Annotated in this window: 19 protein-coding genes; 7 read left to right on the top strand and 12 right to left on the bottom strand. The window is 69.8% G+C overall.

The genetic code is table 11. From position 1 onward, the window contains the following. Window positions 1-57: 57 nt before the first annotated feature. Both ABZ822_RS23565 and ABZ822_RS23560 read right to left on the bottom strand, forming a co-directional pair. Window positions 58-1479: a cytochrome P450 gene (locus tag ABZ822_RS23565; protein WP_360857529.1), complete on the bottom strand. Its 1422-nt coding sequence runs from the start codon at window positions 1477-1479 to the stop codon at window positions 58-60. Between the two features lie 208 nt (window positions 1480-1687). Beyond that, window positions 1688-2368 (bottom strand): adenosylcobinamide amidohydrolase, encoded by a 681-nt coding sequence (locus tag ABZ822_RS23560; RefSeq protein ID WP_360857526.1) that lies wholly within the window; start codon window positions 2366-2368, stop codon window positions 1688-1690. Window positions 2369-2685: 317 nt separating this feature from the next. Here ABZ822_RS23560 and ABZ822_RS23555 point away from each other — a divergent pair, with 317 nt between their 5' ends. Beyond that, on the top strand, window positions 2686-3954 hold the full coding sequence (locus ABZ822_RS23555) for an MFS transporter (protein WP_360857523.1): 1269 nt from the start codon (window positions 2686-2688) through the stop codon (window positions 3952-3954). A gap of 119 nt (window positions 3955-4073) precedes the next feature. On the opposite strand, the gene ABZ822_RS23550 is transcribed toward ABZ822_RS23555, so the two are convergent. Both ABZ822_RS23550 and ABZ822_RS23545 read right to left on the bottom strand, forming a co-directional pair. Beyond that, window positions 4074-4319: a helix-turn-helix transcriptional regulator gene (locus ABZ822_RS23550; RefSeq protein ID WP_360857520.1), complete on the bottom strand. Its 246-nt coding sequence runs from the start codon at window positions 4317-4319 to the stop codon at window positions 4074-4076. Next, on the bottom strand, window positions 4319-4900 hold the full coding sequence (locus ABZ822_RS23545; RefSeq protein WP_360857517.1) for a DUF2975 domain-containing protein: 582 nt from the start codon (window positions 4898-4900) through the stop codon (window positions 4319-4321). Before ABZ822_RS23545 ends, ABZ822_RS23550 begins: the two co-directional genes overlap by 1 nt. Before the next feature lie 360 nt (window positions 4901-5260). Between ABZ822_RS23545 and ABZ822_RS23540 the strand changes: the two genes are divergently transcribed. After that, a complete protein-coding gene (locus ABZ822_RS23540; protein WP_360857514.1) occupies window positions 5261-5938 on the top strand; it encodes a flavin reductase family protein in 678 nt (225 codons plus the stop codon). A gap of 442 nt (window positions 5939-6380) precedes the next feature. On the opposite strand, the gene ABZ822_RS23535 is transcribed toward ABZ822_RS23540, so the two are convergent. The 4 genes from ABZ822_RS23535 to ABZ822_RS23520 form a co-directional block, all read right to left on the bottom strand. After that, on the bottom strand, window positions 6381-7763 hold the full coding sequence (locus tag ABZ822_RS23535) for an alpha/beta hydrolase (protein WP_360857511.1): 1383 nt from the start codon (window positions 7761-7763) through the stop codon (window positions 6381-6383). A gap of 306 nt (window positions 7764-8069) precedes the next feature. Beyond that, window positions 8070-8447 (bottom strand): nuclear transport factor 2 family protein, encoded by a 378-nt coding sequence (locus ABZ822_RS23530; RefSeq protein ID WP_360857662.1) that lies wholly within the window; start codon window positions 8445-8447, stop codon window positions 8070-8072. Window positions 8448-8686: 239 nt separating this feature from the next. Further along, a complete protein-coding gene (locus tag ABZ822_RS23525) occupies window positions 8687-9013 on the bottom strand; it encodes a hypothetical protein (RefSeq protein WP_360857508.1) in 327 nt (108 codons plus the stop codon). A gap of 229 nt (window positions 9014-9242) precedes the next feature. Then, window positions 9243-10106: an AraC family transcriptional regulator gene (locus tag ABZ822_RS23520; RefSeq protein ID WP_360857505.1), complete on the bottom strand. Its 864-nt coding sequence runs from the start codon at window positions 10104-10106 to the stop codon at window positions 9243-9245. Between the two features lie 209 nt (window positions 10107-10315). On the opposite strand from ABZ822_RS23520, the gene ABZ822_RS23515 reads away from it, so the two are divergent. Next, the gene (locus ABZ822_RS23515; RefSeq protein WP_360857502.1) at window positions 10316-10858 is read left to right on the top strand and encodes a VOC family protein; all 543 of its coding nucleotides are present in this window, start codon (window positions 10316-10318) and stop codon (window positions 10856-10858) included. Then, entirely contained in the window at window positions 10845-11654 is an 810-nt protein-coding gene (locus ABZ822_RS23510) for a glucose 1-dehydrogenase (protein ID WP_360857499.1), read from the top strand. Before ABZ822_RS23515 ends, ABZ822_RS23510 begins: the two co-directional genes overlap by 14 nt. A 230-nt stretch (window positions 11655-11884) precedes the next feature. Here ABZ822_RS23510 and ABZ822_RS23505 read toward each other — a convergent pair whose 3' ends face one another. Continuing rightward, window positions 11885-12394, bottom strand: coding sequence for a hypothetical protein (locus ABZ822_RS23505; RefSeq protein WP_360857496.1), 510 nt, complete (start codon window positions 12392-12394; stop codon window positions 11885-11887). A gap of 423 nt (window positions 12395-12817) precedes the next feature. Here ABZ822_RS23505 and ABZ822_RS23500 point away from each other — a divergent pair, with 423 nt between their 5' ends. Continuing rightward, window positions 12818-13993, top strand: coding sequence for an alanine--tRNA ligase-related protein (locus ABZ822_RS23500; protein ID WP_360857493.1), 1176 nt, complete (start codon window positions 12818-12820; stop codon window positions 13991-13993). On the opposite strand, the gene ABZ822_RS23495 is transcribed toward ABZ822_RS23500, so the two are convergent. Further along, window positions 13978-15234 (bottom strand): cytochrome P450, encoded by a 1257-nt coding sequence (locus tag ABZ822_RS23495; RefSeq protein ID WP_360857490.1) that lies wholly within the window; start codon window positions 15232-15234, stop codon window positions 13978-13980. The two genes, ABZ822_RS23500 and ABZ822_RS23495, sit on opposite strands and share 16 nt — an antisense overlap. A 142-nt stretch (window positions 15235-15376) precedes the next feature. After that, entirely contained in the window at window positions 15377-15988 is a 612-nt protein-coding gene (locus ABZ822_RS23490) for a TetR/AcrR family transcriptional regulator (RefSeq protein WP_360857487.1), read from the bottom strand. 76 nt (window positions 15989-16064) lie between these two features. Here ABZ822_RS23490 and ABZ822_RS23485 point away from each other — a divergent pair, with 76 nt between their 5' ends. Together ABZ822_RS23485 and ABZ822_RS23480 are read left to right on the top strand one after the other, a co-directional pair. Beyond that, complete coding sequence (locus ABZ822_RS23485; protein ID WP_360857484.1) at window positions 16065-17906, top strand: cytochrome P450; 1842 nt, start codon at window positions 16065-16067, stop codon at window positions 17904-17906. Window positions 17907-17951: 45 nt separating this feature from the next. Continuing rightward, entirely contained in the window at window positions 17952-18125 is a 174-nt protein-coding gene (locus tag ABZ822_RS23480) for a hypothetical protein (RefSeq protein WP_360857481.1), read from the top strand. A gap of 283 nt (window positions 18126-18408) precedes the next feature. On the opposite strand, the gene ABZ822_RS23475 is transcribed toward ABZ822_RS23480, so the two are convergent. Continuing rightward, window positions 18409-19677: a globin domain-containing protein gene (locus tag ABZ822_RS23475; RefSeq protein ID WP_360857478.1), complete on the bottom strand. Its 1269-nt coding sequence runs from the start codon at window positions 19675-19677 to the stop codon at window positions 18409-18411. Window positions 19678-19700 lie beyond the last annotated feature (23 nt).

Raw genomic sequence — 19700 nt, 5'->3', positions numbered from 1 at the left:
TGACCACCGGCTCCCCGGGGGCCGATCGCGGTGGGGGCCGGCGGACTCGGGCCCCGGTCAGGGCCGCCGGTGAGCGACCATGTCGAGGCCGCCGCGCGGGCGGAGGGCGAAGTCGCTGATGACCCCGGGCGGATCGCCGGCGGGCACGAACTCCCAGTGCCGGCCGAGGGTCGCCAGTGCCATCACGCCTTCCAACCGGGCGAAGGCGTTGCCGATGCACTGGTGGGGCCCGGCGCCGAAGGGAAAGTAGGCCAGCTTGGGACGGTCCTCGGCATGAGCGTGGCCCGTGAGCGGGTCGGACGGGTCGGGTTCGGGCAGGAACCGCTGGGGTGCGAAGCGCTCCGGTTCGGGCCACCAGGTGACGTCACGGTGCATGACGTACGGGCTGACCAGGACGAGGCTGTCGCGGGGGATGCGGTAGCCGCCCACCGTGCAGTCCTCCAGGGCCCGCCGGGCGAGGACCCAGGCGGGCGGGTACAGGCGCAGGGCCTCGGAGTAGACCCCGTCGGTGAAGGTCAGGTGGGGCAGGTCCTCGACGGTGGGCAGCCGGTCCCCCAGGACCGCGTCGATCTCCTCGTGCATCCGCGTCCGGGCCTCGGGGTGGGTGCCGAGCAGGTAGTACGCCCAGGTCAGGGCGGAGGACGAGGTTTCGTGCCCGGCCATCAGCAGGGTGACCGCCTGGTCGCGCAGCTCGTGGTCGGTGAGGTGCTCGCCGGTGTCCGCGTAGGTGACGGTGAGCAGCACGGACAGCAGGTCCTCGCCCTCACCGGAGCCCCCGCGGCGGTCCTCGATCATGGAGTGGACGACGTCGTCGATGGTCCTGATGCCGCGGGTGAACTGACGGTTCGCAGGCAGGGGCAGGCGGAGCAGGATCTTCCCGAGCGGACTGAACTCCCAGCGCGCGGGCCCGCCTTCACGGGGAAAGGCCGTTCGGATACGGGCGGCGGCCTCGCTGTCGATGGACACGTCGAAGAGGGTGCGGGTGACCATGCCCAGCGCGAGTTCGTACATGGCCTCGTGGAAATCGAATCGGAAGCCCTCGGTGAACCCGGCTGACGCCTGATCGGCAATGGCTGCGAAGGCGGATCCGTATCCCTCGATGCGGCGATGGTGGAAGACGGGCTGGATGAGCCGTCTCTGTCTGCGGTGGGACGCTCCGAGACTGGTCGCCAGGCCCTGGCCCACGATGCGTTCGAGGCCGGAGTGGCGGTTCTTCGCGAAACGGCGGCTGGAGGCGATGATCACGTCCTGCGCCAGGTCGGCATCGCTGATGAGGAAGGCGTTGGTTCTTCCCATCGGGACGCGGGCCACCGGCCCGTGCCGGTCCCGCAGGCCGACCAGAAAGCGGGGGGTGTTCCTGGTGGCCTCGCGCATGTCCTTCAGCCCCATCAACCCCGGCTTGGGTACGGGCCGGGGCGGGGATTCGGGCATGGACGGGTCCCATGGAGCCGACTCGTGCGCGGGTCGAGTGTCTGTCACCGATATCTCCTGGGCCGGCGGGGCTGATTCCGCGGAACGCCGAGAACTCCGTGCCGAGATTGGGTCCTGCGGCCGCGGCGGAATGGAGGAAATACACGCATGGTCCTTCGCCGACGCTACTGCCGCGGAGCAGGAGAGGGTCAAGGCCGGATCGTCGAATCTAGGGTTTCCCAAGCCCTTTGCATTCCCTCTCGGGGCGCGCCTGTGGTCATGGCTCAGGTGTGGCAGCGCATACGGCTGAGTGGACCGCCCGGGCCAGGCGGGCACCCCACAAGGAGCGTGGTCCGGCGAAGGAATGGGGCTCCTCACCGGAACGGGGAATGCGCGCGGCGATGCACACGGCGTCGGTGGGGGTGCCCGAGCAGTCGTAGCCGGTGTCGATGAGGGCCTGCACCTTGGCTTCCGTCGCGGTGGCCACGGCGTTGACCAGTGCGGCATCCGTCAACGGCACCGGAAGCGCGGCGATGATGTTGATCGTGCCCGGCCCGGCCGGCGCGGAGGTGCCCTCGGCCGGTGAGGCGGCCCACCCCCTGACCCCGAGCCCGGCGGTGACGACCGCCTCCGCACCGCCGTCCTGTCCGCGGCCGAATGCTCCGACGTCGGCGGCCGTCATCAGCCCGACACCCGGTCCGTGCGCGCCCGCGTCACGGGCCAGGTCGGCGAGATGGCGCTCCGGATCGGTGCGCCGGTAGCCGTGGGAGACCTGGGCGTTGAGCACCCAGGCGCGGTCCGCGATACCTCCGCCGAGCACCGCGCTGCTGACCATGCGCCAGTCGGCGCACGGCTTCCACAGCAGGGCCTGCAGCCGGTCGCCGGACTCCGTGCGGGTCAGCCGGCGCAACGTCAGCAGACCCGTCGAGGTGCGGGGCGGAGGGAGGACGGCAGTCACCGAGGGTTCCTTTGACGGGCAGGCACCGGCTGATCGTATGCGGCGCCTCCGACATGCCGTGTGGGGGACCACTGCCACGGGTCGTTCACGGGGACACGGTGCTCGGGATGGCTCGGATCCGCGCCCTCCGCGCGCCGGTCAACGGCACACCCGGTCCACGATCGGACGGACTCTACGGATCTGCCTCACCGGCTCGGAGCTGTGCTCTCCTAGAGGGCTTCGGCCGGAGTGTCAGGCCCTGCGGGTAGCGTCATCCGTCGCTTGACGTGTCCGATGGCGGATCGGTTGCGCGGGTGAGTGGCGAGGGGCGACGGGGCATGCGGCGCGGGCATCGGCTGGGACATCGGTCCGCCCCTCGGCCAGGGCGGCAGTTCGCGTGGCTCTGGGGAGCGTACGGAACCAGCGCGCTCGGCACCTGGCTCGCCTTCGGCGCGTTCCCGCTGATCGCCATCCAGGTGCTGCACGCCGGACCGGCCGAGGTCGCCGCGCTCTCCGCCGTGGGGGCTGCGGTGGGGGCGGCCGTAGCCGTGCCGCTCGGCCCGTGGGTGGAGTTCCGCCGCAAGCGGCCGGTGCTGATCGCGATGGATCTGGTGCGGTTCACGGCGCTGCTGACGATCCCCGCCGCGTACGCGCTCGGCGGGCTCACCTTCTTTCAGCTCCTGCTGGTCTCGGTCGTCGTCGCGGCGGCCGACATCACCTTCCGCGCCGCCTCCGGCGCGTACCTGAAGACGCTGCTGCCGGCCGAGGACCTGCTCGTCGCCAACGCCCGGTTCGAATCCACGGCCTGGACGACCACGATCGTCGGACCGCCGCTGGGCGGCGCTGCGATCGGGCTCCTGGGTCCGGTGGCGACGGTGGTGGCCGACGCGGTCAGCTACCTGCTCTCGGCCTTCGGTATCCGCGCGATCGGCGGGCACGAGCGGCCGCCCGAGCGCCGGAAGGCCGCGGGCCTGCGGGCGGTGGACCTGCTCGACGGTTGGCGGTACATCCTCGCCGACACGACGCTGCGTCCGCTGTTCTTCAACACCGCCTTGTTCAACGGCCTGGTGATGGCGATCTCGCCACTGCTGGCCGTCCTGATGCTCGGCCAACTCGGGTTCGCACCGTGGCAGTACGGCCTCGCCTTCGCCGCTCCCTCGATCGGCGGGCTGCTCGGTGCGCGGCTGGCCCGACGGCTCGTCACCCGTTCCGGACAGCACCAGGTCCTGGTCGTGTTCGGGACGCTGCGAGCGCTCTGGCCCGCCGGCCTGGCCTTCCTGGGGCCAGGCACCGGCGGGCTGCTGTGGGTGATGGCCGTCGAACTCGGGCTCATCTTCTGCTGCGGGGTCTTCAACCCCGTCCACGCCACCTGCCGCCTCGAGCGCACCGCGACCGACCGGGTCACCCGCACGCTGTCCGCCTGGGCGGTGACGACCAAGGCCACGACCGCGCTCCTGACCGCGGCTTGGGGCGTGCTCGGCAGCCTGCTCGGTCCGCGTACGGCCATCGGCCTTGCCGGGGTCCTCCTGCTGGCGACCCCGCTGCTGCTCCCCCGCCGCGCCGCAACGCCTCTCTCCGAGCCCCAGTCGGCGCCGAGCCGCACCTGACAGGCCGCCGAGGCGCGTCACCGCGACCGGGCCGTGCTGCCCCGGATCCGTGTGCACCTGGCCCGCTCTTCGGAGTCATGGCGACGTGCCGCGCTGCTGCTGTCTCGGCACGGGGGCGTTCAGGATGTCCCTGGTTCGACGGCCTCGCGGGCGCAGGAGAACAGGTCTCCTGGCTGGCAGTCGAGTTCACGGCAGATGGCGCTGAGGGTGCTGTAGCGGATGGCCTTGGCGCGGTCGTTCTTCAGGATGGAGAGGTTGGCGACGGTGACGCCGACCCGTTCGGACAGTTCGATGAGCGTCATCTGCCGTTCCTTGAGCAGTCGGTCCAGGTGGCAGGTGATGTGGTGCGGCTCTTCCGGGGGCACTAGACCAGTCCCTCGGTGTCGGTGCGCAGGTGGGTGCCACGGCGGAACGCCTCGGCCGCGGCGGCGACGAGGAGGGCCAGGAGGACGATGCTGAGCTTCGGGTAGTAGGTCGTGATCCAGGCGGCCGGCATCAAGGGGCTTCCGTCGATGAGGAGCTGTGTGGTGACCACACTCAACGCGGGGACGGCGGCCCCGATCAGAGCGAGGGTCAGGGCGATGACGCGCAAGCGCCGCGTGTTGCGGGCAGTGAAGTAGTCACCCGTGCGGAAGGTCTGCGCCAACCGGAACAGGTGGGCGAGGGCCACGATGAGGAGCAAGCCCTCCGCCAGCCTCGGCAGGATCAGGAGTATCCGCTCGGTGATGTCAGGGTCAGGGATCCTGAGCTGGTAGAGGCTACTGCCGCCCAGCGGGAGCAACGCGATGGTTCGGCCCTGGAACTGGCGGGTGCCGTCGGCCGCCGGACCGACGGTGTCGTCGAGCGGATATACGACTCCGGTGATGAGCACCAGCAACAGGCCGAGCCCGATGACGAGTTCAAGTGTGCGGCTCTTGAGCCGAGTCCACGGGGTGGTGGTGAGCACAGGTCCTCCGCCTTTCTCTTCCATATCGTTTTTCGATGCTATCGAAAAACGATATGGCGTCAAGGTGAGAGTCCGTCAGGGGCCGACCGCAGACGAGGGGCGGGGGCGCGGGCGGTACGCAGGGGCGCCATCGCGGCGAGGCTCTCGATCAGGCCTCCGGCGTGCGGACCGGCCAGACGTACGGAGGGGTGGCGGCCGCGCCGCTCTCACACGGCTGCCGGAGGGGGTGGCGGCCGTGCCGCTCTCACACGGCTGCCGGATCGACGCCGGTCCCACGGGCACGCTGCGTGTCCACACGCTCCATCGCCGCCCGCGACACTTCGGCCGCTACCGAAACGACCGGACTCTAGGCTGCCCGCCATGAAGCCAGCACCGCCCCCTGTCCTGCCTGCGGAATCTGCCGTCACGCATCTGGAGATCGAGCCGAGCATTCTGTACTTCGGCACTCCGGTGGTGCTCCTGTCGACGGAGAACCAGGACGGCTCGTTCAACCTCGCCCCCGTCTCCTCCGCGTGGGCGCTGGGACGCACGGTGGTGATCGGACTCGGCCGCGACGGGCAGAGCGCGTACAACCTCAGCAGCCGGCGCGACCTGGTGATCAATTTGCCCGCTCCCGGCCAGTGGCAGGCGGTGGAACGGCTGGCGCCCCTGACCGGCAGGAATCCGGTCCCCTCGACCAAGGCCGAGGGGTGCCGCTTCGAGCCTGACAAGTTCGGCGCAGCCGGGCTGACCGGGGAAGCGTCCCACCTGGTCCGGCCGCCGCGCGTCGCGGAGTGCCCGATCCAGCTGGAAGCCCGCGCCGAACGGGTGCAGCCGGACCTCACCGGTGCCTTCGACATCGTCGAGGCCGTCGTATGCAAGGTCCACGCCGATTCCCGCGTGGTCGTACCCGGCACCGACCACATCGACCCCGCCGCCTGGAGTCCCCTCGTCTACAACTTCCGCCACTACTTCGGACTCGGCCCGGAACTCGGGCACTCCTACCGGACCCGGACGCCCCGAGAACCGAGCGGCCTGACGGGGAGCGCGCACCCGTGAGCCTTCCACCCCATTGAGCCCGCGAACGAGCAGCGGCGGCCAATGGCTCACCACGATGACGTACGGGGAACGACGCGAGGCGCAGAACCGGGCAGGCACCCGGCATCGAGAGTGACGCAAAACGCCGCGCCCCGTCACGGAGTTGAGTAAGCGTTCATCAAGACCTGCCCGGCGAGGCAGGCATGATCCACGTGCATCCAGCCGGTCATCTGCGTGCAGAGGGCGCGCTCGGCAGCCGTGCCGAGGTGCTGGGCGCGCCCGGTTGCGAACAGGCCACGTCACCGCCGTCCGCCGAACTCCCACGCGTGGACCTCGGGCTCCGCGCAGAAGAACTCCGTACCGCCGGACTCTTCCCCAAGTGCCCCGGCCACCCGCAACGGACTTCGGCTGCGCCCGTCTCGGGACGTTGCCGGCGGCGGGTGCGCCTCGGTGCGTTGCGGGGTCAGCCGGGGCAGCGCACGTCTCGCGTCGGGCGTGAGCCCTTGGTCAGGAACTCGGTGACCCTGCGGTCGCCACAGGCGTTTCCGTTGTTGAGGTAGACACCGTGCCCGCCTGCCTCGACGGTCACGAGGCGGGCCCGGTCACCGAGCGCCTTTCGCATCTTCAGCGCGCCGAAGTAGGGCGTCGAAGGGTCACTTCGGTTCTGAATCATCAGCACATTCTTCGGGCCATCACCGGTGATCTTGGTGGGCTTCGTCGCCGGCCGGTCCTTCCAGAACGCGCAGAGGAGCGCATTGCGCGGCATTCCGGCGGTGAGGGGGTACCGGCTCCGGTCGGCTTCCACGGCGCGACGGTAGGCGGCAGCCGAATGCGGCCAGCGAGCGTCGTTGCACATCGGACCGGCGATCGATGCCACGGCCTCGTCCGGTATGGCGCGCGTGAACTGGGGCGGCAACTCCGGTGTTCCGTCCGGCTGCTGAACCGACCGCATGAGCTTGGCGATCTGCGGGAACGTGGCGTCGTCGTACAGCGCTTTCCAGAGCATCTGCCGCAGTATGTTGCCGGTGAGCGGCATGCCGTCGACGGTCGACTTCCTGGGGTGCTTGTCGAGCCTTTCCGCCATCGCGAGGAAGGACGGCCGGATCTCCCCGGCTTTCCTGCCCAGCCGCAACCCTTCCTTTTCGCGGGACGGGTCGGTGGCCCATACGGCGAAGTCGTCGAACCGGGCGTCGACTCCGGGAGCGGCGTTCGCCAGCCAGCCCGGGTGGCTGCGCGTCGGGTCGACGCTGCTGTCCAGCACCCACCGGTCCGTGTGCTGCGGGTACTTCTGCGCGTACACGGCGCCGACATAGGTTCCGTACGAGATTCCCAGGGCGGAGAGCCGCTGTTCTCCCAGTGCCTGCCGAAAGCGGTCGATGTCGCGTACTTCGTTGGCGGTGGAGAAGCTGCGCAGCACGGGGCCCCCGTTGCGGGCGCAGGCGGCGGCAGCCTTCTTGGCCCCGGCGATGTTCTCGTCGATCCGGCCGCCGGGCGCCGGCCAGGAATTGAGAGCCATCTGCTGACGGGCACTCTCCGGGAGGCCGCAGCGTGCCTTGGTACTGCCGCCCATCCCGCGAGGGTCGAGGCTGACGATGTCGTAGGCACCCGCCATCCGCTGACGCAGATCCGTCCCCATCCGGGACAACAGCGCCACCCCGGAGTCACCCGGGCCGCCGGGGATCAGCAGGAGCGTCCCGCGTCGCTCGTCGGGCTGTTGGCTGCGAAGACGTGACACCGCAAGCGTCGCGTGCGGGCCGTCCGGATGGCGGTAGTCGAGCGGGACCTTCAGCGTGGAGCACTCCTGACCGCGGAGAGCGCCCTGTTGGGAACAGGGTGACCACTTCATGCGCGGTGCAACGGGAGCAGTGGCACCCGCGCCTCGCGCAGCATGCACATCCTCGTCCTCGGCTGTGCATGCCAGGTTCGCGGGTAGGGCAGCGGCAACCGCAGTCACGGAGAGGGTGGCCAGGAGAGCCTTACGGGCGTTGATCGTCATGGGACCAGCCTTCTCGGGCCGGTCCGGCGCTTCCAAGGTGGCTGGCATGCCAGCAGGGGTGTTGCTGGGCCCCCTACCGATCCCCGTCGCACGATCCGTCACAGGGTGACGGCCGTACGACTTCTTGCCGGCAGGCCGAGCGAGCCCGCCGGACGATCAGTCCTCGAAGTAGGCCTGGGCGACGGCGTAGCTGTCCTCGTAGAGGTGGTAGCGGGTGATCCGCCCGTCCCGGACCGTCGTGTGCAGGGCGAACGCGGTGTCGATGTCCCGGCCTGTCTTCTTGACCTCGGAGACCATGCGCCCGATGAGCACCACATCGTCGCCCTCGGCGATGACGTGGCGCAGGTCGAACTCCTTGGTCTGCACATGAGCCTGCAGCAGCTCGAAGAACGTCCGCATGCCCACCGCCGAGTCGACCTCCGGTACCCAGGGAATGCCCGGCGGGTGCGGGATCGAGAACGACACCGAATCGGCGAACAGTGCCGCCGCGTCCGCACTCCTTCCCTCCGCGAGCAGCGGGAACAAGCGTTGCACAGTCTGCGCCGGTGACTCTGCTGTCATGGGTGGTGACCCTAGCCGTCCGCAAGACCCAGCAGGGTGTCCTCCATCATGAACGTGATGCCGTGTCAGAACGCATGATCATGCGAAACGGCCGCCGCGCTCGACGGGGGTCGCGTCGGACGAGCAATGCCACTCGACGGGGTGATCAGGCGTACCAGAACGGCGAGTCCGGCAGGAAGCCGCACGCCGACCGTCACCTCGGCGGCTGACCGCTACACCACGGCGATGGAGACGAACGCGAATGCCAACAGCAGGAACTGGCCGGCCATGAGCACGACGCGCGGTTTCCATGTGCCTGCGCGCGCCGGAAGGACCAGTGCGCTGATACCGACCACCCCGGAGGCGACGGCCAGCCACCCGCCGTTGTCGGGGCGGGCCGAAGCGCCGTAGGCGTCCGCCATGTACATGGACTGGGCCACCCATGCGTACAGCGCGAGGGGCAGGAGAGCGATCCCGATGCCGGAGACCAGGCGCAGCACGCGATGGGAGCGGCGGGCGGGACGGTGCTGTCGCTTGCCCGCGTCGTGGCACGTTGTCATGGCGGATACCTCACACAAGGCTGAGTTCCGGAGGGGGAATGGTGGCGGGCCGGTAGTACGCCGAGGGGCTCGAATGGCAACACGGACCGAGCCGGAGCGGGAAGACAACCCACCCTCACGAGATACACGCGTCAACCACGCCAAGGTTGCCTCGCGCCGAGAGGATAGTCCCCGGGACCTCGCTCCGGCGCGACAAGCCCGCCCACCACCATCGACCGGACTGGCGGTGTCAGGGATGCGCGGGGGCCGCTGCCTCCCGCAGGAGCAAGCGCACGCGTGACGGGGGTGCGCCTGCCGAACGCCGCAGACGGTCGGAGAAGTGGCCGTGGCTGGCGTAGCCGAGTGACGTGCCGAGGTCGGCCAGATTGTCCGCGCCGTCGGCGAGGGCCCGCAGGGCGGCGGCAACCCGCAGACGTTCGCGATAGGCGTGCATGGTCACGCCGTGCACCGAGCGAAAGGCTCTCGCCAGGTGGTACGGCGAACATCCCGCGGCTGCCGCGGCGGCGTCCAGCAGCCTGGGGATCGGCTCGGCGTAGTACTCGGCCACGAAGGCGGCCGCGGTGTGGGCTGCCTTGTGCCGCGAGGGGGGAATCGGCGCGGTCCGACCGTCGGTCGCCTGGTGTGCGCAGGTGATGTTTCCGAGATGGATCATGGCCAACTCGCGGATGGCGTGGGGGTCGTCGCCATGGCGCAAGGCGGAGGCCCGGAAGATCAGCGTGTCCAGCAGTTGGCGCGCGGGCATCACGAGGCGCCCTGTGCGTGCGAGCGGGTGACCTGCGCAAACGATCTGCGCCCAGTGCCCGGGATCCAGTCCGATCACCACGCAGGCGTCACCCCCGCCCACCGGGTGGCCGAAACGGTACGACTCCCCCGGCTCGAGCAGTATCGCGCAGCCCGGTTCCGCGATGTGCGTGCTGGTGGAACTCACGCACGAGAACACTCCCCGCACAGGGAAGGCGACGCGGCGCAGGCCGTCGGTCTCCTCCGCACCCGGTGGTGAGACCGCCGCATGGCACCGCACGTCCGCCACCCGTACGCCGTCGACGTCGGTCAGCGTCCTGACCGATAGCGGATCGGGCTGGAATCCGGTCACCCGTGCACGATACCGGGCGCGACCGGAGAATGACCCCTTCCCGATTTGTCCGCTCGGGCCCTTCCCCGGACATCGTGCGGACTGCCATCCGCCCGCCGGAAAGGCGGCTGCATGTCGGATACGCGCAGGATCCTGGAAGCGCCTCCCGCGCAAGGCCGCGGAACATCGTCCCGTCACCGGTGAGCAATGTTCGGGAGATCGGAGCGATCATGGAGTTCGGCAGCGCGGTCGAGCGCATCCTGGGGAACCCTTCCGGGTTCTTCAGCACTCAGGAGCAGCGCCTGCGCGCGATGGGCATCGATATTGCGGGATATGCGCTGAGTCATTTCGCTTTCCGAACGGAGACGAACGACGAGTACGTCAAGGTCCGGGAGGCGTTGGAACGCCATGCCACATCGAATGCGGAGACCATCTGGAACGGCCGCCGGATCTCGAAAATCATCCTGTCCGAGCCCTTGCTTCCCGCGCCCGGCATCGGAGTCTCCATGATCGAGTTGATTCCCCCTGTCCACCAGAGCACCTACAAAATGGGGCTCGAGCACATCGGCGTGGTGATCGGCGAAAAGCTGGAAGAGTTCGCGAACGCGCATCGGGGGAACATCACCGGCAGGCAGGACCAAGGGCCGTACTGCCAGCCGTACTACATCACCTTCCCCGACCACACCAACGTCAAGTTCTACGCGCGCTCGCTGCGTGACGTGTGCGTCCTCGAAGGCCGTACGTTCGACGGATTCCACCATGTCTCGGACTGACACCGCGGCGGGGACTCCTCGGCCGGGTACGGGCGGTCTGCTGGACCTGGCGGGTCAGGTGGCTGTCGTCACGGGTGCCTCCCAGGGCATCGGCTCCGCTGTCGCCCGCCGGCTGGCGGAAGCCGGCGCGTCCGTCGCGGTGCACTATCGGGGCAACCGCGGCGGCGCGAGAGAGACCGCCGCCTCGATCGAGGCGACGGGCGGCAGAGCCATGGCTGTGAGGGCCGAGTTGTCGGACCCCGACGACGTGCGCACTCTCATGAACAGCGCCACAGCCCGGTGGGGACGGCTGAACATCGTCGTCAACGCCGCCGGGACGTTCCCCACCAAGGCGCTGACGGCGATGGAACGGTGGGAGTGGGATGCGATGTTCACCAGCAACGTCACGTCGGTCCTGCACTGCACCCAGGAGGCGGTCGGTCCGATGCGGAAGGCGGGCGGAGGTGCCATCGTCGACATCGCCTCGATCGCGGCCTTGAGTCCGGCTCTCCGGCACAGCCACTACAACAGCGCGAAGTCGGCCGTCGTCATGCTGGCCCGGTCGAGTGCTCAGGAGCTGGGGGCGTTCGGCATCCGGGTCAACGCCGTCTCCCCGGGACTGATCAACCGGCCGGATCTGGAACACGACTGGCCCGAGGGCGTGGCCCGATGGCGCGCCAAGGTTCCGCTCCAGCGTGTGGGTGAGCCGCTGGACGTGGCGGACGCCTGCCTCTTCCTGGTCTCCCCCGCATCCCGGTGGATCACCGGCCACAACCTGGTGGTCGATGGCGGCATGCTCTGCGCGGCCCTCTACTGATTCCGCCGGGCCTCCGCTTCGGGGCCGGACTGCACCAGATACACCGCCGTGACGGGCGAGACGGCACCGCGTCCCCCGCTGCGCGCCGGGACGCGACGGCCGCGGGCCGGCCCGTTCGCCGCGGCGACGGCGACCCCACGGCCACCGCGCGGAGGGCAGCCGCTGCGAACCACTGTCGATCGCCGGTGACGCGTCGTGGCACCGGGGGCCGGGCGTGACACCGAGGGCTGTCAGAAGTCGCGGAAGCCTTCGACCGCCTGGTCGAAGGTCGCCCGGCGCCAGAACTCGTCCCGCTCGTACCAGATGAGGGTCACGCTCCCCGACGGGGCGATCCACAGCAGCGGGTCGGGATACTCCTCCACCAGGACCACACCGTAGCCGGGGAACTCCTCGACGTACTCGGCGAAGAGCCCTTCCGTGTACGCGCCCAGGCCGGGGACGTCCTCGTCATCGAGCTCCTCGGCGACCGAGTCGACGCACACCCGTCGCAGTACGGTCTCCATCGGCTCCACCAGCAGCACCCCGTCCGTGCCGGCGACCGGCATGCCGGTGCGGCGCCCGGGCATCGGGAAGCGGTTGTCGAAGGCCGCCCACTCCCGCAGACAGTCCGGTGCGGGCGCCCCGTTCGGCAGCACGAGCGCGGCTGCCCCCGGATGCGGTTCCGCCGGTTCGGACGCGTAGCGCTCCGGGTGCTCGCGCAGCATCGCGATCACCTGCCGCCGATCACAACCTCCGGACACCGCGTCCTCCCTCTCCTGATCAGCCGCCGCCGAACGCGACGCCCCCCGCCGCCCCGGGTCGACGTGCCGGTACGTGATGCCGGAGTGGACGCCGTCCCTGCCCGACCGGTTCCCGCCGGCTGCGCCATGGGGCGCCTCCCGGGGCCGTATCCGTCGGCCGCTGCCGGGGTGGGCGCCTTCGGCCCGGCAGAAAATCGGGTGTCTCATCTACCCGGTCACGTTACGGTCGCCCCATGAACGTCACAGGCCGAAGCACCACCGCGACCGCGCGAGCGACCAGCTCGCCGGTTGCCGCCGCCTGACGCACTCCTGCCATCGGCGACCGGGAACGGTCCGCCGATGACGCCGTGGTCCCCCTCTTCAGGTCGATCGTGCAGACCGTTGTCCGGTGCCTCTTCCGCTCTCCCCGCGAAGGAGCCACCCATGAACACCGAGCAGATCGTCCGCACCTTCACCGAGTACTTCGAGGAACGCGGCCACCGCCGGATCACCGGCTCAACACTGCTGCCCTCGCCCGACGACCCGGTCCTCTTCACCACCTCGGGCATGCATCCCCTCACCCCGTACCTGGAGGGACGCCCCCACCCCCAGGGGAGGCGACTGGTGAACGTGCAACGCTGCCTGCGCACCACGGACCTGGACGAGGTCGGCGACACCACCCACCTCACGGTCTTCGAGATGCTCGGCACCTGGTCCCTCGGCGACTACGAAGGCCCGCTCAGTCTCGACTGGGGGTACGGACTGCTGACCGAGGGATTCGGCATCGAACCAGGTCTGCTGCACGCCACGGTCTTCGGCGGCGACGACCGGACCGGACCGGACACCGATTCACTGAAGCTCTGGCAGGAGCGAGGAGTTCCGGTGGAGCTCACCGTCGAGGACAACTGGTGGTCCAACGGGCCGGTCGGCCCGTGCGGCCCCGACTCGGAGATCTTCCTGTGGACGGGCGATGGCCCGCCGGAGTCGACGCCGACCGGTGACGACCGCTGGGTCGAGGTGTGGAACCACGTGATGATGCGCCACCGACGCCTCGGTGACGGTTCCCTCGTGCCCCTCCCCCAGCGCAACGTCGACACCGGGCTCGGCCTGGAACGGCTGGCCACGGTGCTGCAGGGCGGTACGTCGGTGTTCGACTGCGACGTCCTCGTCCCCTGGCGCCGTCCCCTCCTCGATCTGTGGCAGCTGGACGACGCCTCGCTTCGGCTCGTCTGCGACCACCTGCGGTCGGCCCTCGTCGTCATCGGAGACCGCGTGCACCCGGCCAACACCGGCCGCGGATACGTACTCCGCCGGCTGGTACGACGCGTGCTCACCCGGCTGTGGCGGGACGACCCGTCACACAGTCTCGGAGACCTCCCGCACGAACTGATCCAACACACCCTGCACCACTTCCGCCAGCAGTCGGATCCGGACGACCTCCGACGCGAACTGCTCGAGGAGGAGCGCCGGTTCGGTCGGCTCCTGGAGCACGGTCGCCGCGTATTGGCCCGGCCCCGGTTCCGAGGCCGGCTGAAGGAGGAAGACTTCCGCTACCTCCACGACACGCACGGCCTGCCGCGCGACCTCGTTCAGAGCCTGCGGCCTCAGTGCCCGGTGTGACGAGTGTGTGGAGCACGGGGCGTAAGGCGCACCCGCGGGGAGCGGTAGCCGAAGGTGACGAAGGAGGGGAAGCGGTCGAGCTCCGCGCCCGGGACGGCGAGGCGCAGGTCGGGGAACCGTTCGAAGAGGGCGGGGAGCGCTGTGAGTGCTTCGGTGCGCGCCAGGGCGGTTCCCAGGCAGCGGTGAACGCCGTGCCCGAATGCGAGGTGCTTGCCCGGTTTCCGGGTGATGTCGAACCGGTCGGATTCCGGGCCGTGAGCTCGAGGGTCCCATCCGGCGGTGGCCCACGCAGCGAGGACGGCCTCGCCCCTGGCGATGCGGTTCTCCCCGATCTCGAGGTCCGAGGTGGCGAACCGCAGGGGCATGGACGCGACCGGGCCGGCCCAGCGCAACGTCTCCTCCACGACGTTGCTCCACGGCACCTCGCCGCGGAGGACCGACGCGAGTTGGTCGGGGTGGTCGAGAAGCGCTACGACGGCGTTGGCGATGAGGTTCACCGTGGTCTCGTGGCCGGCACCGAGGATGAGCAGGAGCTGGTCGACGAGTTCTCCCTCGCTCAGGCGGCTCTCGTTGTCGCGGGCGTCGATCAGATCCGTGGTCATGTCGTCGCCCGGAGCGGCGCGCTTACGCTCGACGAGACCACTCAATGTGCCGCGGACGGCGGCGAGGATCTCCTCACCGCTCTCGGAGCCGACGCCGGACGTGTTCATGATGGCCTCGATGAACGCGGCAACCCGCTCCCGCTCGCCATCGTCGAGACCGAAGAGTTCGCAGATCACGCGCATCGGCACCGGGTGAGCAAAGGCCTCCCGCAGGTCGACCGGCTCACCGGCGGGACGGGCGGCCATCGCGTCGAGCACGTCCTCGGTGACGCGCTCGACAACGGGCTTCATCAGGGCGGTACGACGGGCTGAGAACGCGGGCGCCACGAGGTTCCGCAGACGCCGGTGGTCCTCCGCTTCAGTGCTCATCATGTGCGTCACACCGATGTACGGCAGGATCCAGTGCGCGGCCGGATTCGCGAGGATCGCCTCCGGCCATGACGACCAGTGCCGGGGGTTCCTGCTCACCCGGCTGTCGGTGACGAGTCGTTCGAGGGTGGCCTGCCGGGTGGGATACCAGGCCCGAATCTCACCGGGTAACTCGACCAGGACGAGATCCCCGAGGGATCGCAGGTGCGCCGCCTCGCTCCGTATGTCGCGGCCAGAGGGGTCGAGGCGATACGCGGGCATGCGCGCCATGAGTTCTCCTCCGTGCAGCGATGGGCCTTCAACGCGCCCATCTGGTAGGGCAATTCAGAACCATCATGCCGACCCCCGACCAGCGCCGACCACCCTGCCTGTACGGGACGCAGCGGCTACCCCCGCGCGGATGGGCTGTTGATCAGGCCGTCGGCGCGAGGAAGGGCCCAAGGACCGTCAGGGCGTCGAGAACTTCGTGCGCGCTGGGGGTGCTGTCGGGGTCGACGAGCCATTGGAGCATGAGACCTTCGCAGATCGCGATGATCAGGGACGGGATGGCCTCCGCGCCGGGGAGCGGTTCGATCCCCAACTCGGCGCAGGATTCAGCCGTCATGGCGTTGCCGGCGCGGCGCGCCTCGGCGTATCCGGCGGCCAGGCGCTCGCGCAGTGCGGTGGAGCGGATGGCCGGCGGGAACGTTTCCACGCAGGAGATCACCAGGGGGCGCAGGTCCTCGAACGAGTCGATCAGCGCGACGAGTGCGGCTTCGAGCTGGGCTCGCGGTCCATCGGCTGCCGTGCCGGAGACCGCCTGCTGAACGCGCTGGATCCAGACGTCGAAGCACCGTCCGAGCGCTTCGTCCAGCAGGGCTTCCATGCCGCCGAAGTGGTAGCCGATCGAGCCGAGGCTGGCACCGGAGGCTTCGGCGATGTCGCGAGCGGTGGTGTTCGCGTATCCCTTCTCGCGCAGGCAGAGCAGTGCTCCGTCGAGCAGCTTGTCTCGGTGGGTCTGCGTGATGGGTTCATTCCTCGGCATGTCCACAGACTATACAAACGTGTTGCACATTCGTACAGTACAAGCGTTCAGAGCCGTCCCGTGACAGGAGCAGCCGATGACATCCGCCTGCCTGCCTCCAGGCCCTCGCCTTCCAGCCTCCCTGCAGACGGCGCTCGTCGTCGTAGCTCCGAGGCGGGTCATGGAAGCAGCCCGGCGCAGGTACGGGCCCGTGTTCCGGGTGAAGTTCCTGGGCTTTCCGCGGCAGGTGTTCGTGACGACCGCTGAGCTGGCCCAGCGTGTGTACGAAGTCGATGCGGGTGGTGGCCGGGCGGGTGAGGTACGCCGCCAGTTCATGGAGCATCTGGTCGGCCAGAACTCCTTGCTCAGTCTGGACGGCGATCCGTGGTGGCGGCATCGCAGGCTGCTCAGCCCGCCTCTGCACGGCAAAGCCATCGCCCAGTACGGCAACGAGATCGCCGAGATCGCCGCCGAGAACATCGCCGGCTGGCCGCAGGGCCGTACCTTCGCGCTGCGCGACCGCATGCAGGACATCACCTTGGAGGTGATCCTGAGGCTGGTCTTCGGCATTCGCGACACGGAACGGCTCATCGAACTGCGGGCGGCGATTCCCGAGCTGGTCGACCTCGGCGGATCGGCCGTGATGCTGATGACGCCCCCTCAGGTCCGGGAATGGACGCGGCGGCCGCTGGCTCTGCGGATCCCGTTCCTGCCCTCGACCCGCTTCCACAAGGCCCGTGCGGCCGTGGACGACATCCTCTTCGACGAGATCGCACGTCGCCGAGCCGACCCCGTCCCCGGCGCCACGGACGTTCTGTCACGTCTTCTCCAGGCCCGCGACGAACATGACCAGCCGCTCAGCGACCAGGAGTTGCGCGATGAGCTGATCACGCTGCTGGAAGCAGGGCACGAGACGACGGCCACCGCGCTGGCGTGGACGTTCGAGCGGCTGCTCCGCACACCTCAGGCACTGGCCACCCTCCGCAAGGAGTTGGAGATCGGCGAGGAGCGATACCTGGAGGCGGTGGTGAAAGAGGCGCTGCGCGCGCGAACCGTCGTGTACGACGCGCCACGGCTGCTCGACGCACCCTTGCGGCTCGCGGAGTACGAAATACCGGCCGGCTGGTTCGCCGCACCGCTGATCACCCTCATCCATCACGACCCCGAGGCCTTCCCCGGCCCCGCGGAGTTCCGGCCGGAACGCTTCCTGGGGGACGAGGCAGCACGCGCTCAAAAGGCGTGGATGCCGTTCGGCGGTGGCCGCCGGTACTGCGTGGGTGCACAACTGGCGCTTCTGGAGATGAAAGTGATCATCCGTGAAGTCCTGCAGCGGACGGAACTCACTGCACCCGACCCCGCTCCGGAGAAGCACCGGATGCGGCACGTCACCTTCCTGCCGGCGAAGCGGGCCCAGGTAGTGGCCCGCCCCCGTACCCCCGGGGCCGCTGATCCCGCACGGACTCCAGAGGGAAAGCGACGCACCGTCAGCGTGCGCCAGGAGATGGCAGTGACGCCCCACGAGGCGTGGGCCGCGGTCGCGGACGTGACGCGGATGGGCGAGTGGAGCCCGGAGTGCACCGGCGCCAGATGGATCGGTCAGCCGGCCGAACCGGCCACGGGCGCTCGATTCGTCGGTGTCAACCGCAGGGGCCGAATCCGCTGGAACACCCGCTGCACCATCACCGACGCCCGCCCCGGTCAGGCTTTCGCCTGGCACGTCGAACGAGGCGTACCCCTCGCCCGATGGTCCTTCACCTTCACCCCCACCGAACAGGGCACCCTCGTCGAACAGACCTGGCACGACTTGCGCGTGGGTCCGCTGGGAATGCTCACGGGCCGCTTGAGCGAAGCCTTCCTGCGCACCGGACCGCGCGCCGACCACAACGAAGCGTCCATGCGCGCCACGCTCACCGCGCTCAAGGAGCACCTGGAGCGATGACCACGGTCACGGCCCACTCGGCCCTTGCGGTATGAACACGAGATCTTGACCGAGGCGATGCGCGGCCTCACCGGTGTCCACGGCAGCGGCGGCTGTCGCAGCGAACTCGCCTACGTCGTTGTGGCCGGGACGCTCGGCCTGGCCGGCGCTCCCGTGCCCGTACCGGCGGAGAGCCGTCGGTTCGGTGCCCCCGGAGACCGGACCCTGGCGGTGCGGTGAGCATCCACGGCAACACCCCACCAGGCATCGCTCGCCTCACGGTCGGCCAGCAGGCCCCGAACGGACACAGCATCGGCCGGGGGAAGGCGCCAGGCACGCCTCCCGCACGGTGACCCGAAGCCCCTCACGGCGTGGCGAACGTGCCGTCCTCACGCCGTGCGAATGTGCCGTCCTCACGGCGTCCCCGCAGGAGCGAACGCCCCCGTGGACCGTGCCCGTCGCCCCGTTGGCGACCCGCATCAACGTGGATCCCGCGCGGCCATCAGCCGTCGGCCTCCTCGCTTCAGGTGCCCTGACCACGCACGGAAGCGTGCAGCTCCGCGATGGAGTCGTGACGGATCCGGTGGGGCGGAATGCCGATACCGCCCAAGGTGTCGATGCCGTTGCTGACCATGCCGGGCGGGCCGGCGAGATAGACGTCGTACGTCTCCCAGAGGCCGAACCGTGCCACAGTCTCGGGAAGCAGACCCCTGAGGGCCCCGGGCGGCGTGGGCCCCTCGGCGACGACGGTGCGGACGCGAAGCCATGGGTGCGCCTGCTCCAGCCGCAGCCAGGCATCGACGTCGTGGAGCTCATGGCCCGTGCGTGCGCCGTAGAAGACGTCGACCGCGCGCTTTCGGCCGTGCTCGACGATGTCCTCGACGAGCGCCTTGATGGGCGCGATCCCGGTGCCGCCGCCCAGGCACAGCAGGCCGTTGTCGGTGTCGTGGTCCACGGTCATCGAGCCGACGGGCGGGCCGAGGCGGATGACATCGCCCGGACGGGCGCGGTGGACCAGGGCGTTGGACACCCAGCCGGCCGGGAGTGCCTTGACCTGAAAGGTGAGCAGACCGTCGGGCCGGGGCGCGGACGCGAAGGAGAAGTGGCGCCAGACACGCGGCCACCACGGCGTTTCCAGCATCGTGTACTGCCCCGCCCGGAAAGGGTAGGGCCGACTCGGCCGCACGGTGACGACCGCGATGTCGGAGGTGCGCTGTTCATGGGAGACGACCTCGGCCTCCCACCAGGCGGGAGCCTTGGCCTCGTCCGCGGCCGCGGCGTCGATCATGATCTGGGACATCGCGCTGTAGGCGCGCACCCAGGCGGCCACGGTCGCCGCGTCCCAGGTCGCGGTCGCGTAGCGCTCGAGCGCCAGCAGCAGGCACTCGCCGACGGCCGGGTAGTGGTCGGACACCGTGCCGTACTTGCGGTGACCGCGGCCGAGGCCGACGAGGTACTCGGTGAGCGTGTCCGCGTCGTCGACGTGCTCGGCGGCGGTGAGCAGGGCGCGGAGCAGGCGGTCACGCTGCGTGTCCATGGCGGCGGGGAAGAGCGCGCGCACCTCGGGGTGCCGGACGAAGAGCATCGCGTAGAAGTACGAGATGACCTTGTCCGCGACGGGCTCGATCTCGGCCAGGGTGCGGCGGATGAGAATCGCGTCCGGCGAGGGGGATGCGGAGCGGGTGCCGGAGCTGCTCTCCGCCGGGGCATCGGCCGCTCCGGCGTCGGCCCCGGAATCGACGGGGGGTGGTGCGGGGTCACCGGGGCCGGGCGCCTCTGAGGGCTGCTGCACGGCGTCGGCCGTGCGGTACCCGG

This window comes from Streptomyces sp. NPDC047108, assembly GCF_040643575.1.
In the GTDB taxonomy this organism is placed as follows: Bacteria; Actinomycetota; Actinomycetes; order Streptomycetales; family Streptomycetaceae; genus Streptomyces.
This window is presented reverse-complemented; position numbering and strand designations above follow the sequence as displayed.

Bases quoted from the DNA above. Each gene is read 5' to 3' on its own strand.
- ABZ822_RS23535 (WP_360857511.1), bottom strand. From the start codon at position 7,763: ATGAAGTGGTCACCCTGTTCCCAACAGGGCGCTCTCCGCGGTCAGGAG.
- ABZ822_RS23540 (WP_360857514.1), top strand. From the start codon at position 5,261: ATGAAGCCAGCACCGCCCCCTGTCCTGCCTGCGGAATCTGCCGTCACG.
- ABZ822_RS23485 (WP_360857484.1), top strand. From the start codon at position 16,065: ATGACATCCGCCTGCCTGCCTCCAGGCCCTCGCCTTCCAGCCTCCCTG.
- ABZ822_RS23500 (WP_360857493.1), top strand. From the start codon at position 12,818: ATGAACACCGAGCAGATCGTCCGCACCTTCACCGAGTACTTCGAGGAA.
- ABZ822_RS23555 (WP_360857523.1), top strand. From the start codon at position 2,686: ATGCGGCGCGGGCATCGGCTGGGACATCGGTCCGCCCCTCGGCCAGGG.
- ABZ822_RS23525 (WP_360857508.1), bottom strand. From the start codon at position 9,013: ATGACAACGTGCCACGACGCGGGCAAGCGACAGCACCGTCCCGCCCGC.
- ABZ822_RS23495 (WP_360857490.1), bottom strand. From the start codon at position 15,234: ATGGCGCGCATGCCCGCGTATCGCCTCGACCCCTCTGGCCGCGACATA.
- ABZ822_RS23490 (WP_360857487.1), bottom strand. From the start codon at position 15,988: ATGCCGAGGAATGAACCCATCACGCAGACCCACCGAGACAAGCTGCTC.
- ABZ822_RS23515 (WP_360857502.1), top strand. From the start codon at position 10,316: ATGGAGTTCGGCAGCGCGGTCGAGCGCATCCTGGGGAACCCTTCCGGG.
- ABZ822_RS23510 (WP_360857499.1), top strand. From the start codon at position 10,845: ATGTCTCGGACTGACACCGCGGCGGGGACTCCTCGGCCGGGTACGGGC.